The following is a 13,794-nucleotide window of genomic DNA, read 5'->3' as shown; positions in this document are numbered from 1 at the left end:
CGCGGATATTTGCGGTTAATAATTACTTTAAGGCGGCACACAACTGACTGAGGACTTTTTTGTATTTTGCAATGCGTTGAAAATCTGCCTCTGTGGGATTGGCGATGCGACTAATATCGAGGTTATGAGTAACATCAGCGATTTTGACTGGCAATGCGATCGGGTTGGCAATCACACGCTCTAAATAAGTGGCATAAGCTTCTCCTTCTATTTTGGTAATCGCCGCGATCGCCGAGACTAGAACTTCAGGAAAACCTTCGCTTCTAAGTTGCTCGAGTGTAAGTTCAGAATCTTCGACTGCATCGTGTAGAACCGCTACGATTTTCTGCTCTAGAGAATTTACATTTTCCATCACAAATAGCGGATGATCCAGATAGGGATTGCCTGCCTTATCTACCTGCCCATCATGTGCTTTGGCTGCGATCGCGATCGCTCGTTGTAGTAATAATTCGTAATCGAAATTCATATTTGACAACATAGTAAAGAAGTTCTCTATTATAGTTTCATCCCCCTCGCGGGGAAGAGCTAAGTAGTCGGACATAAATAGGACTTACGCAAGAGAGTAATTTTTTCACTGTCTATCTATGTTGTAAGCTACGCACTGCACACCCTACATAAACAGGTTATTTGATTTTAAATATTCTTGCAACAATTTCCAAGCCATTTGAGTACCCTCCCCTGCATTGACTTTCTCGAAATCGACATCTTTTCTCAAAACTACAAAACCCACACCTTCTTTGATTTCTATTTTTTCAAGATTGCTAACTTTTGCCAAAAATAGGTGATTTTTTTGGATAAATTTTGGATTGTGGTTTTTTCTGTAAATAAAAGTTGTGATAAATGCAATGTTGCAATCGCTTTTTAGGCTAGTTTCTTCCTCCAATTCTCGCACTGCTGCTTGCTGTGGACTTTCTCCAATGTCCACGCCACCACCAAAAGTAGAAAGCATTCCTTGACTGGCAATACCTGGAATATTATCTCGCAGTTGTGCGACTATCTGACCGTTCGGGAGCATGAGAAAAATGCGGACAATTGACTGAGGAATATTCATCTTATCGAGGGAATAACAAAACTCAAAAAAGTTCCTCTATAGTTTTATAATTTGACTCCAAATTTTCTTAATCCAATTGTACACCGCAGCATACAAAGCCCACAATTTATTGACAAAACTTTGCCAAATAGAACCTTCCATTACCTCAGAAACTTCTTCGATTTCCACGGGCAGCGGCGGCATCCCGACTACTTCATACAGCGGATATTCGCCACTTTTACCCGGAATTTCAACTAATACGCGCCGATCGACGATCGCCAATTCCTTAACTTCCTGATAAGTCTCCTCGGAAATCAGTAAACTTGTTCCCACTTGCTTATTAGCAGCTTCGATCCGGCTGGCAAAATTCACCGCATCTCCGATCGCCGTCACTGTCTGATTTTTAGACGCCCCCAAATTCCCCACAACCACCCAGCCGCAGTGAATGCCAATCCCAATCCGCAATCGGTGACGGTACAAATTTTCAAAATAGGGATTGAGTTTCTCTAGTTCCTCTAGCATTTCCACCCCAGCCCTCACTGCTTGTTCCGCAGCCTTGTCGGGATTTTCCAACCCAAACAGCGCCATTAAACCGTCACCCATATAATTATTAATCATCCCGCCATTCCGATTGATCGCAAAACCCATTTTTTGGAAATAGCGATTTAAAACATAGATTACGTCGTAAGGCAGCAGCGATTCTGCAAACGGGGTAAATCCTCGAATATCCGCAAACAAAATCGCAATTTTTTTCTCTTGCCCCACAGGAGGAGAAATTGACTTTCCCGCCATTTGGTCGGTAAATGATTCCAAGTCTTCAGAATCGATCGCCAATCGGCGCAAAATCACCTTGCCGCCAGCAATGTGCGTCTGACAAGCCAGCCTAATTTCCGGTTCTAAACGCAATTTTTTGGCAAGTTCCTCTTCCGGCGAAGTGCGCGGAGAGCAAAATTCCAAACCTTCGACAATCAATACCCGGCAAGTCGAACACCGGCCGCTACCGCCGCAGATGTGGGTGTGCGGAATGCCCGCACGCAGGGAAGCTTCGAGAATTATATCGTCATCGTCTACCTCGATCGTGCGATCGTCCGGTAGATAGTGAATCTGTGGCATATGTGGCGCGTCTAGCTAATTAGCGAGGAATCTCGCGGACATCTGTTATTGCAGCGAACCTGTATGCAAACCCGGTTTCTCGGCATTTTTTATGTATCCCCTGATTCCTTAACTATAAGTCGCGATCGGCATTTGCTTCTGGTTGCGTCAGATCGAGCGGCCAACTGACACCAGTTTAAAAAAAGAATGCAACTCTAGGCAATAGTCCAATTCTTAGCTCATCAGTCATTGCCAATTCTCAAATCTAAAATGGTATAACTGAGCACTAAAATCGCCATCCCACCGTGAAAATACCCCATTCAAGCTGTGGAGTTAATCTGAAATCTCAAATCTACAATCTCAAATTTGCTGACATAATTCTTAATAAAATTAAGCTCGCCCAAAACCCTATAAATCCGTTGTCAAATCCCCTTCAACCGCCATATATTTTGAGGATTTTTTGGAATTTTGCTGTGCAAACCTTACTTGGCAATAGTTTCAGATTTTTGGCTCTCTAACAACCAGCCAATTTTCGTGAGATAGAATAGCAGCATCTTTAAAACCTGTATAACCATGACTTCATCAACAGCCCTACAAAACATCGAAAAGCACATTCCCATCGTGGGAGATGTGCATACCAAAAGTCCGATCGCCTACGGAGCAACCCGCCTCGCAGTCAGTGCAGTTAACACGGTGCAAATGGCAGTAGCAGAGTCTTACATCAACGGATTAGAAGTCCCAGATTCAGTATTGCGATCGCTTTTTGATACCTGTATGCCGATCTTTTTTAAGCATTTCCCGTCCCTCCTCGCACCCTACGAATGGGTACTAACAGAAACAGACCATACAGCCGAAGGGCCGCGGGATTTAATGAAGATTCAGTACGACTTACCTCAAGCCATGCTGAATCCCATGTTAGGCGACGGCAAACTCATTTATCCTAAATACAGCATGGGGTTGTGGGAAAAAGGAGCCGCCAACCTGGAACAATCGCAAATGCAGATGATTGATGATGTGATTGAGAAGCTAGACATTCACGATGGCGACAATATTTTAGACTTTGGCTGCGGTTGGGGTTGTGTTCCCAATTACATTCTTTCCAAATTCCCCAATGTCACCTTTACTGGCATTAACCTCAGTCACCACCAATGCGACTATATGCGTCAGAAGATGCAAGACCCCGAAAGCTACCTCAGTTCCGGTCGATTTACCCTATATGAAGGCGATTTGAACGACGCCAACTTCGAGACAAAATTTGACAAAATTCTCTCGATAGGCGTTTTTTGTCATGTAGGCAATTTAACGCAAGCTTTCCAAAAGCTTGCCTCTTTCCTGAAGGATAACGGCAAAGTTTTCATTCATATCATCACAGTTCGCACTCCCAACAATATATCCAGTGTTTTCACCCACAAATACATTTTCCCCCACGGCCGTTACTGGAAACACGATGCAGTTCCCAGCCACAATAATGACCTCAAGACCATTAAAAGATGGTATATCAACGGATCTAATTACTCCAAAACATTTGCTAACTGGCTGAAAAACTTTGACGATTCTCAGGCAATAGTCAAAGATTTGGACTACGGCATCGACTATGCCAAATTTCGCCGCATCTGGCGGTTTTACTTGATTTGGTTTGTGGCTAATTTCGCGAGTTGCGACGGCGAATACAACGGTAACGGCCAATATTTAATGGTTCGTGCCTAACCGCTAATCAGTAGACCAAGCTCAAACAACCTAACACCCTGAACCCCGACTTCTTTGAGAAGTCGGGGTTCTCAAGTGCGAGCTACTTATCAGGAAAATGAAATTTTTCTAGGTTGATTTAGGGCGATCGAGAAGTGTTGCCTTCTGTTGAGAAATTTGTTTGAGTTTAAAAAAGTCCGGAATCAGATTATCGATCGGCGAAGAATGAATATATCAAGCGCGATCCTGCGCAATACTTTTTAAATTCCATCCCCGATCGGTAGTGATGATATCCGATATTTTACTACAAAAAAAGGGTTGATTTATACAATGGTAGACAATATGAAACCTTCTCTTCCTCAAGACGATCCGAACCAAGAACAGCGCCGCGATTCCTTGAATCGCCAGCAAAAAGCTTATCAGTTTGACTATGACAGTTTATCACCTTTGGCATTATTGAAAGATGTGCCACCAGTCGAGAATTTTTCGAGCAAGTATATTGCAGAACGGATATTAGCAACATCGGAACTTCCAGCAAATATGCTGGCAGCCGACGCGAGAACTTTTCTCGATCCTCTCGACGAGCTCCAAGACTATGAAGATTTCTTTACTCTGCTGCAGCTACCTGCTGTTGCCAAAATCTACCAAACCGATCGCTCTTTTGCAGAACAGCGCCTGTCTGGAGCAAATCCGATGGTGCTTCGCCTCTTAGATGCGAGCGATCCTCGCGCACAAACACTGGCGGGTCTTTCCAGTTTGCACCCATTATTCGATCTGGGCCAAGAGTTGCAGCAAAAAAACATTTACATTGCCGATTACACGGGTACTGACCAACACTATCGCGCGCCTGCGAAAATAGGAGGCGGAACCTATGAAAAAGGCAGAAAATACTTGCCGAAACCGCGGGCTTTTTTCGCTTGGCGGTGGACGGGAGTCCGCGATCGCGGTGAAATGACACCTATTGCCATTCAACTAGATCCGACGCCAAATAGCCACGTCTACACCCCATTCGATCCTCCTGTCGATTGGCTGTTTGCGAAACTCTGCGTGCAAGTAGCAGATGCCAATCACCATGAAATGAGCTCGCATTTAGCTCGAACTCATTTGGTGATGGAACCAATCGCGATCGTCACGGCGCGACAGTTAGCCCAAAATCACCCGCTGAGCCTGTTGCTGAAACCGCACTTTCGCTTTATGTTGACCAACAACGAGCTGGCGCGTTCTTATTTGATCGCTCCCGGCGGGCCCGTCGATGAATTGCTAGGCGGCACCTTGGCAGAGACAATAGAAATAAGTAGAGAGGCTTACAGTACGTGGAGTCTCGATGAATTTGCCTTACCCGCTGAACTGAAAAATCGGGGAATGGATGATCCCAATCAACTGCCTCACTATCCTTACCGAGATGATGGATTGCTGCTGTGGAATGCGATCGAAACCTTTGTATCGGGCTATCTCAACTTCTTTTACCCGACGAAAAAGGCGATCGCACAAGATGTGGAACTGCAAACCTGGGCCCAAGAATTAGCCTCAGATAGTGGCGGTAAAGTCAAAGGAATGCCAGACCACATCAACACAGTTAAACAATTAATTGAAATTGTCACAACTATAATTTTTACCTGTGGCCCCCAGCATTCAGCCGTCAATTTTCCCCAGTATGAATACATGAGTTTTGCCGCCAATATGCCCTTAGCAGCCTACCGAGACATTCCTAGAATTACTGCTTCTGGTAATCTAGAAGTGATTACGGAAAAGGATATTTTACGGTTGCTTCCTCCGTACAAACGAGCGGCTGACCAACTGCAAATTATGTTTATTTTGTCAGCTTATCGATATGACCGTTTGGGTTATTACGATAAATCTTTCCGAGAACTCTACCGGATGAGTTTCGACGAAGTTTTTGCGGGAACGCCGATCGAACTTTTAGCCAGCCAGTTCCAGCAAAATTTGAATATGGCTGAACAGAAGATTGATGCCAACAATCAAAAACGAGTAATCCCTTACTTTTCTCTCAAGCCTTCGTTAGTGCTAAATAGCATCAGTATGTAGAATTAAAAATTCAGCACAATATCTCAATGTAGGGTGCGCAGTGCGCACCTTACTCTGTATTAGCCGTTTTTGTATTCTTCAGCGATCGAGCAATTCACGGACATTGTACCAGAGGAATCGGTGAAAGTGGCTTCATCTTGATAATGCCGCGGTGTTGACATCAGCAACCGCCAAGCTTGACCGGCATCGATTAAATTCAGGCGTCCGGGATAGTGAATTTGCAACAACTCTTGCACTATTGGATAATAATCTGAGTTGATGCTGGGGAAAATATGATGCTCTGTGTGGTAAGAAAAATTTAAGTGCAGCAGGTCAAATATTTTAGGAACCCGCACTGACATACTGTTGATCAGCGGGTCATTAATGTCTGTCATCCGGCAACCCATGTGGTTGGTATAGATGTAAAACATTGCGCCTGCATGACCAATTGCGATCGGCAAAAAGTAGGCGAGGGCTATTTTGAGCGGATGAAAATTTAGGTAGAACAAAATGCTGGCATGAATTCCTAAAATTCCCAGACATTCAAAGGCGATCGTCAATCTATCTTTAGGACTAACTGTAAAGGCAGCCGGTACGTAATCGACAGATTTATCGTTAAATAACAGTACCGAGGTGAGATTGCGGAAATTATGCACTAACCACGAACCGGCCATCCCTACAATTAACCACAGGGGATTGACTTCTACCGAGGGTACAAACAGATTTTGAATCCATTTTCCCCAAGTATCCGGCTGCTGGTAAAGGTAATTGCGATCGGGGTCTGCCAAAGAATTCGTGTTATTGTGATGTACGAGGTTGTGCAGATTTTTCCACTGAGTAAGCGGCATAAACAGCATACTTAGTCCCAAAAAGGCGATCGGATAAGTGAGGCGCGACTTTTTCTGAACGCTACCGTGCATCAAATCGTGGGAGCTAAATAGCAAAACTATGATGCTATTGCCCATGATGACGGCTAGAGGTAAGTAAAGCCCTAAAAGATAGACAGGCCAGCGATCGAGATTAGCAGCAATTCCCCATCCTAACAATAAAATCCCGATATTTATCAGCAGTATCCCTAACTTGCTTGAATTCGGTTCAAAAGCATCTGACGGCAGCAGCGGACGCAATTTTTTAACATATACCGAGTGATGAATTAGCGTTTCTTCGCTGGCAGTCTCGTATACACTATTGATGCTTTTTGCTAAGTTCATATTTTCGCTGAATGCGTCTTAAGGTGAGTTGTCAGTTGGCAGTTGTCAGTTGACAGTTGTCAGTTGACAGTTTGCATGAAAAAGTATCAACATTGTTGTACAAATATTTAATTATATGCCCTAAAAAAGTTTTTGTAAAAACTATTAATCTGGACTTCCCAATACAAATGTACTAAAAGCCCTAAAACTCCTATTTCTGAAGCGATGCAACTGTTGAGTTAAAAATCTGTAGCCATCTATAAGCAATAGCTGACGCAGGCAATCGCGCTCCCATGTTGTAGATCCAATATAATTGTCGATCGCAAACAGATATCAATCATCTACATGGGTATACAATGTTTACTCAACAATTGAAACCTTTGTGATGATAGACTTTTGATCCTGTGTCAGTATATTTGCAGGGGAACTTCTGATTACGGCTTACTATATATTCTCTCGTTGCTAGCGTTGCCAAGCAATCTCATATAAGTGCCAAGTGCCAACTGACCTTAAAATAGTCCGTTACCCTGAACAATTTCTTTAATTGTCGTCAGCGTATCTAACCCGATCAATCCCCGACGATAACCTTTTTGGTTGGACATTCCCAAAAATATCGCATCTCCCCGATTTTGATAACGCCAAAACCGAGGTGAAGCATTAATAAAAGTTGAGGCACTGTTAACATCCAGAGCAAATTGGCGACTTTCTAAGTAAGATTCAGTGGCGATGCAGTCAGCGTGGCCGCTGCTGTAGCGGTTGATCCAGCCGATCGCAATCTCTAAACTATCGACAACTTTAAACGCTATGGTTTTGTTTAAATAAGGTTGAGTCCACTCGTACGGTTCCGCCAGCTTTAAGTCGGGGAAATCTGCGACGAGATCCGCATCGGCGCTAATTTGAAAGCCTTTTTCTTTTAAAGTGTTCCACAGCCTGACTAAGGAAGAAGGCTTTTGGTTGCGATCGATCAGCACTTTTTCGATCGCGTTAACAGGATCGGGCACGCTTTGATGGCTGTCCAAAATCATCCACCTTGCCATCTCCAAACTGCCAGTCGGCGACCAATAAAGGTAACAATTGCCCATTGCCGACCTCAAAACGGGTGCCGTACACAACCTGACAACCTGCTGCACCAAACTCGGCCTGCCGTAGGGAATAATTAAATTGAGATATTGGTCTTGAGTGACCAATTCTCGGATCGAAGCCCCCCGATCCGGCGGCAGTACCTGCAAACATCCTGACGGCAAACCGACTTCATCGATCGCCGACATCAAAGCTTCTCCAATTACAGCATTAGTTTGCCAGCTTTCGCTACCGCCTTTAAGAATCAAACTGTTAGCGCTTTTGAGACACAAACCGGCTGCGATCGCCCCCAACTCGGGAAATGCCTCGTAAATTAGAGCGATCGCCCCGAGCGGCAGCGACTGACAGTAAACCTGACACCGATCGACCTGATAAGAAGCATTGATCACCCGGCCGATCGGATCTGGCATTTGCCCCAACCGTTCCAGAATTTGCACAGTTGTCTTGATCCGTTCTGGCGTCAGCTTCAGCCAATCCACAATCAAGTCTGGAATCGCCATGTCCCGACTCGCTTCTAGATCCAGAGTATTTGCTTCTAAAATTTCATTTTGCCGACCTTTGAGCGATCGCGCCATCGCCTGCAAAGCGGCCGCGCGAGCCGTACTCTTTGCCGCAGCCAACTCCAAAGAAGCTTGATAAGCCCGGCGGGCGACATTTGCTCCATCTGATGAATGGGTAAAATCCTCTATTATCATCTAGCTAACGCCTGTAAGCCAGCCATACCATCACCGCCGGCAGCATTGCTAGCAGCACGGCGACCATTGCCCACAGAATAATATTCGGGCCTGGGGAGTGCAGCGCCAAGGGCAACCAAATCACTAGCGGCACCAATATCATACCCAAAGCCAGTGGCAAGTAATGCGCCTTCAAACCCGGATGCGCTCTGTTCCATTGGTGACCCGTCCACCGCCAAGCCTGCTTGTAAGGATAGTTTGTTGATAGTTGCTCGATGACGTGTCCGCTTTCCTCTAATACAAATATTTGCTGACAGCGGTTGCAGCCAAAGGCTTCTGTCAACGTTATGGGCACGAGACGACCCCGCCGCCGACAAGGGCAGGGGTACTCATCGTTTAAGTCAATCTTGGGAGCTTTTTGAGATGGCACGAGCGATCGAATAAAAAAAGCGTTTTTGCAAAAATAATCGTTAACCTATCCACTTAATCAAACTTGTCAATTCTGCTCTAACCAGATTTTCAATTACCTGTTCTCAGATATCGCCCGAGTGGCAATTGTGACTTGCAAGTTTTCTACTCCAATTTACCACTAACTTAGGTATTTTCAACCATCCTTAGGAGTATACCTAAGACTTTCCTGCTATACTTTCCGGTTTTTGATTTTTTATTTTTTAAAGCGGGTGACGCGATTCGAACGCGCGACATTCACCTTGGCAAGGTGACGCTCTACCACTGAGCTACACCCGCATTTCCTGCGGTATTAACAATACTCTCTTAATTCTGAAAATCTGTCAAGTCTTTTTAGTAATTTTTTTATCAAACCCAGTAACAACCCCCCAAAGCTACTGCCCACCTGACATTGCAGCAGCCAGATTATGAACCAAATCAGTAATTGCCGTGAAGAGTGACCGTCATCCGCCGACGGCAAAGCTACAATCAAGCTGGAATTGTGGGAGAACACTGCCATGTCAGATTTAAATCGCGGAATCATGAAGTTCAAGGGAGCTGACAGTCCTATAGCGATCGCCATTTCGGCGATCGTCATTGCCGGCGGAATCGGCTTCTTGATCTGGTGGGCGCTGCAATCAGCCTACACCTTCAGCTAAATGACTACTCAAACGTAAAACTTATAAGGCATTGCTCAGAAGGCAGAATTTAAGAAAAATTCTGCCTTCTGCATTTTTTTGCCCTTAGTCTTGAGTTTATTGGTAAAGACTGCGGAGCGATCGCTGACGATCGAACTATTGCCATAAATCACCCGATCGGGCGAGTCGCTAGCATGATCCAAATGACTCCCCGATCTACTACTTTTGTAGTACACTTGTAAACAAATACGCAGAGATCGCAGTTTTAGACTCAAGTGTTTGCAAGGGTTGTATCTCAACAAAAATTTATGGCAAGCTTTCAGGACATCTTCAAATACTACAGCCGCTACTGGAAAATATCGGTTTACAGCATAGGCGCATCCAGCGTTTTGGCACTAGCCGATTTGCTTGTTCCTTACGCGATCGGTCAAATATTAAACGTATTGTCGGGTCAACCTACAGATACAGTAACCCAAAAACTGATAACAGCGATCGCCTCTGTTACTCAGCAGTCACCCAACAAAATATTATCGCTATCCGTATTGCTGGGTATAATTTTTCTGGTAACAGTCGGCAAAGCACCGGTACAGCCTTGGCTGGGAAATTGGTTTCATTGGGTGATACCGTTGAGGGCAAGGCGCGATCGAATGAGAGATGCGATCGGCAAAATCCTCACCTTACCCCTAGAATTTTACGACGAAAACAACGCCGGACGGATTGCCAGCCGGATAGCCAAAGGCATCGCCAATCATACTTGGACTTACCCAGAAATTGCCGGCGAATTCATCCCCGAAGTAGTCCGCTTCATCGGCATTGTTGCCGTTATCTGCTTAATTGAGTGGCGGATTGGCTTATTAATTTTGGTTTCATTCCTATTTATCCTCAGTTTCACCCTCAAAAGTCTGCAACGGTTGACTGCGCGGGAAGAAATTCTCGATGAATACATCGAAGATACCGAAAGCCGCAACTCGGAAATTATCACCAACATCAAAACAGTCAAAGCTTTTGCGACAGAAACCGATGAACTCAAAAGGCAAACAACCAGACTCGATCGCGAATTAAAAGTCGTGATCCACCGCATTCACAAAGGATACGTCACCCTGGGGACATACCAGCAGACAATCGTCCAGTTGTGTTTGTTTTCAGTTCTCGGTTTTAGCCTAGCAGCCACGGTTGCAGGCAAAATTTCCCTCGGATATTTTGTTACCGTCTACACGTTGGCAAGCATGGCATATTCCCAACTGCGTCCAATTAGCATTATCGCCGAATTATTGGCGCGCCGTTATTCTTCAATGATCCGGTTCCACGAGTTTATGCAAACGCCAGACGGTGTTGATGCGGTTAATTTAGCAGAAAATGCTCGATCGGCACAGCCACCTTATAAATTTACCGGCAAAGTTGAACTCAGCGGTTTGACCTTCGGGTACGACAGTCAAAAACCCGTTTTACAGGATGTGAATTTATTGATTCATCCCCGTCAAACCATAGCATTAGTCGGGCGATCGGGTTCAGGGAAATCGACTTTAGTTAAACTTCTGTTTCGCTACTTTGAACCCAACTCCGGTCGCATTTTGATCGACGGCGAAGACATTCGCAGCTTAGACGTGACTCGCTACCGCCAGCGTTTAGCGATTGTCCACCAAGAAGTAGATGTTTTTAACGGTACTTTGCTGGAAAATTTGACTTACGGAAACAGAAACGCAACTTTCGAGCAAGTTGAGGATGCTTGTCGCATCGCCAAAGTAGACGATTTTGTGCGGATGTTGCCCCAAGGTTACTATACCGTGGTCGGGGAGCGAGGAATGCGCTTGTCCGGCGGTCAGCGGCAGCGGTTGGGGATTGCAAGGGCGCTGTTGGTGGAGCCGGATGTGTTAATTTTTGATGAGGCTACTTCTAGTTTGGATTATGAGTCGGAGCGATCGATCCAGGTAGCCATGCAGAATATTCTCGGTACGCGCACCACCATAATTATTGCCCACAGACTGAGTACAATTCGCGAAGCCGATGCGATCGTCGTGCTCGACGGCGGTAGAATCGTCGAAGTTGGCAGCCACGACGAACTCTTGAATCAACGAGGCATTTACCGCCGCCTGCACTCCCTGCAAGAAACTGGGGAATTAGTGAATTAGGGATTTGGGTTAAATCTAGACTTCGGGTGCTCCGGGCGGGCACCAAGCCTAGATTTAGCAATGCCCACTTTAAACAGTATTCAATTTTCCGACCTGCCACTAACTGACTTATGTGTTCTCAACTTAGTGATTAGACTTTTAAATATAATGTTGCAAAAAAAGAAGAAGCTGCTAGGATGTTTAACTGTGGGTACAAATGGGTCGGTGCCCGAGCGGTTAATGGGGGCGGACTGTAAATCCGCTGGCTACGCCTACGCTGGTTCAAATCCAGCCCGGCCCACCACAATTTAAATAAAAATAAAAAGTTAAAAATAAAAAGTTGAAAACTTTTATTTAACATTATTAATTTTTTATGCCCGTGTAACTCAGTGGTAGAGTACCTCCTTGGTAAGGAGGAAGTCACGAGTTCAAATCTCGTCACGGGCTTTTGCTAAATTATGCGGCGTTGCTGGATACAGGTATGAATTCAAGATTTCGCAATTGCTATAAGCCCGCTTGAGGGTGAGTTTTGTAACTTCCGATAAAAGGTGATTCATACCGTGAATCAGCAACGCCATTATGCCATACAAAAAGATATTGGCGGTTGAATAGCTTCTTCAACCGCCCATCCTATTTTTTAACAGTCGCTTGCAAATAAAGCAGCGGGTCTTCAGCAACCCAACCCAAACCCGAATTGTAGCGAACTTCAAAATGCAAATGAGATGGCGAAATGTCCCGTTTTCCCGTCATCCCGACTGTTCCCAAAACTTCTCCAGACTGCACTTTTTGACCGACTTTTACCGCAATATCTTTCAAATGAGCGTAGCGCGTTTGCTTCCCTGCTTGATGGTTGACCACCACTAAATTCCCGTAATCTCCCTGCGATCCGGCAAAGGCGACAGTTCCCTCGCCCGTTGCTAAAACCTGCGTACCCTCCGACGCCAAAAAATCTACGCCGCTGTGGAAAAAAAATTCGCGGCGCACCGGATGCAATTGCCGCCCGTAACGCAAAGCTTCTACCGCTGCAGCGGGTAGGGGAAATCCTTGGACCGACGGGGTTGGATCGGGATTTGCATAAGGCCCGATCGACCTATTCACCGCAGGCACAAACACGGTTTGTCCCAAAGGCCTGCACCCATTCGCCTCAAATAACAAATCTGCGCGCACTTTGTAAGCTTCTGCCAGTTTTTGCCAATTCCAGCCCGCAGGTACTTCTACCTCGATGCCACTGTACGGAGGAATGACGATCGCACTTCCGGCAGACACTCGACCTCCCCGCAACATCGGATTTATCCCGATCAGCGCCGCAGAAATCACATTGTACTGTCGCGCGATGCTTTCTATTGTTTCGCCCTGGGCCGCGGTGTGGCGGCGCAACCGAGACATAGCCGGACTCGGGCAATCGCGGGCGGGGTCGGGGTTTTCTACAGGTGTACCTGAAGGAAGATTTGCAGGTGGGATCTCGGTATTTGCCGCCGTTTTCCCAACGGGTGCGATCGACCAAAGTATTGCAGAAATCAGCAGAAATAAGCGTTTAAACCTCATAATCCAGAAAAAAAAGTATTTATTTCGGACAATTGACAATTTTTGAGTCGAGTGAAACTGGAAATTTGAAAGCTCTAGCCGCCCCCCAGACTGTAAATCCCAGGCTAAGCCAAGTTAGGATGAGAATTATTAGTTTGAGTCGCTCTTGGCAAATCCGGCAAAATTGCCTGTGATGCCCATCAGCGCCTGCCTGTTAACAGCTATGTTCTTGAGGAAGCGGTACGCCCCGCCCCGCTTCCTTCCCGTCGCCAAGACAAAAATGCTTGATTCGGAACGTGT

12 protein-coding genes and 3 tRNA genes are annotated in these 13,794 nt (G+C 45.6%); 6 read left to right on the top strand and 9 right to left on the bottom strand.

Translation table 11 applies throughout. From position 1 onward, the window contains the following. Positions 1-22 precede the first annotated feature (22 nt). The 3 genes from QUA20_RS22140 to QUA20_RS22130 form a co-directional block, all read right to left on the bottom strand. Positions 23-541: an HD domain-containing protein gene (locus QUA20_RS22140; protein ID WP_333191163.1), complete on the bottom strand. Its 519-nt coding sequence runs from the start codon at positions 539-541 to the stop codon at positions 23-25. 69 nt (positions 542-610) lie between these two features. Then, positions 611-1,051 carry an NUDIX domain-containing protein gene (locus QUA20_RS22135; RefSeq protein WP_333191162.1) on the bottom strand — a complete coding sequence of 147 codons (441 nt, stop codon included), beginning with the start codon at positions 1,049-1,051 and terminating at the stop codon, positions 611-613. Positions 1,052-1,087: 36 nt separating this feature from the next. After that, positions 1,088-2,143: an adenylate/guanylate cyclase domain-containing protein gene (locus tag QUA20_RS22130; protein ID WP_333191161.1), complete on the bottom strand. Its 1,056-nt coding sequence runs from the start codon at positions 2,141-2,143 to the stop codon at positions 1,088-1,090. Between the two features lie 552 nt (positions 2,144-2,695). Here QUA20_RS22130 and QUA20_RS22125 point away from each other — a divergent pair. Together QUA20_RS22125 and QUA20_RS22120 are read left to right on the top strand one after the other, a co-directional pair. Then, positions 2,696-3,829, top strand: a complete 1,134-nt coding sequence (locus QUA20_RS22125) for a class I SAM-dependent methyltransferase (RefSeq protein WP_333191160.1) — start codon at positions 2,696-2,698, stop codon at positions 3,827-3,829. Between the two features lie 321 nt (positions 3,830-4,150). Next, the gene (locus tag QUA20_RS22120; protein WP_333191159.1) at positions 4,151-5,854 is read left to right on the top strand and encodes a lipoxygenase family protein; all 1,704 of its coding nucleotides are present in this window, start codon (positions 4,151-4,153) and stop codon (positions 5,852-5,854) included. A 59-nt stretch (positions 5,855-5,913) separates the two neighbouring features. Here QUA20_RS22120 and QUA20_RS22115 read toward each other — a convergent pair whose 3' ends face one another. The 4 genes from QUA20_RS22115 to QUA20_RS22100 form a co-directional block, all read right to left on the bottom strand. After that, entirely contained in the window at positions 5,914-7,044 is a 1,131-nt protein-coding gene (locus QUA20_RS22115) for a fatty acid desaturase (RefSeq protein ID WP_333191158.1), read from the bottom strand. Positions 7,045-7,532: 488 nt separating this feature from the next. Beyond that, complete coding sequence (locus QUA20_RS22110; protein WP_172188976.1) at positions 7,533-8,798, bottom strand: glutamate-5-semialdehyde dehydrogenase; 1,266 nt, start codon at positions 8,796-8,798, stop codon at positions 7,533-7,535. Positions 8,799-8,802: 4 nt separating this feature from the next. Beyond that, entirely contained in the window at positions 8,803-9,207 is a 405-nt protein-coding gene (locus QUA20_RS22105) for a hypothetical protein (protein ID WP_333191157.1), read from the bottom strand. Between the two features lie 245 nt (positions 9,208-9,452). Then, positions 9,453-9,524, bottom strand: a tRNA-Gly gene (locus tag QUA20_RS22100). A gap of 218 nt (positions 9,525-9,742) precedes the next feature. Here QUA20_RS22100 and QUA20_RS22095 point away from each other — a divergent pair. Next, positions 9,743-9,883 carry a hypothetical protein gene (locus QUA20_RS22095; protein WP_172188980.1) on the top strand — a complete coding sequence of 47 codons (141 nt, stop codon included), beginning with the start codon at positions 9,743-9,745 and terminating at the stop codon, positions 9,881-9,883. 35 nt (positions 9,884-9,918) lie between these two features. On the opposite strand, the gene QUA20_RS22090 is transcribed toward QUA20_RS22095, so the two are convergent. Next, positions 9,919-10,098 (bottom strand): hypothetical protein, encoded by a 180-nt coding sequence (locus tag QUA20_RS22090; protein ID WP_333191156.1) that lies wholly within the window; start codon positions 10,096-10,098, stop codon positions 9,919-9,921. Positions 10,099-10,170: 72 nt separating this feature from the next. Between QUA20_RS22090 and QUA20_RS22085 the strand changes: the two genes are divergently transcribed. The 3 genes from QUA20_RS22085 (at position 10,171) to QUA20_RS22075 (ending at position 12,417) form a co-directional block, all read left to right on the top strand. Beyond that, on the top strand, positions 10,171-11,991 hold the full coding sequence (locus QUA20_RS22085; RefSeq protein WP_333191155.1) for an ABC transporter ATP-binding protein: 1,821 nt from the start codon (positions 10,171-10,173) through the stop codon (positions 11,989-11,991). 198 nt (positions 11,992-12,189) lie between these two features. Continuing rightward, positions 12,190-12,274, top strand: a tRNA-Tyr gene (locus tag QUA20_RS22080). A gap of 71 nt (positions 12,275-12,345) precedes the next feature. Beyond that, positions 12,346-12,417: transfer RNA gene (locus tag QUA20_RS22075), tRNA-Thr, on the top strand. 183 nt (positions 12,418-12,600) lie between these two features. Here the strand turns inward: QUA20_RS22075 and QUA20_RS22070 are convergent. After that, positions 12,601-13,515 (bottom strand): M23 family metallopeptidase, encoded by a 915-nt coding sequence (locus QUA20_RS22070; protein ID WP_333191154.1) that lies wholly within the window; start codon positions 13,513-13,515, stop codon positions 12,601-12,603. Between the last annotated feature and the right edge of the window lie 279 nt (positions 13,516-13,794).

Origin of the sequence: Microcoleus sp. Pol7_A1 (genome assembly GCF_036701085.1) — a bacterium.
Classification (GTDB): Bacteria; Cyanobacteriota; Cyanobacteriia; order Cyanobacteriales; family Microcoleaceae; genus Microcoleus; species Microcoleus asticus.
Note: the sequence above shows the minus strand (reverse complement) of the source record. Positions and strands in the feature narration are given on the sequence as shown.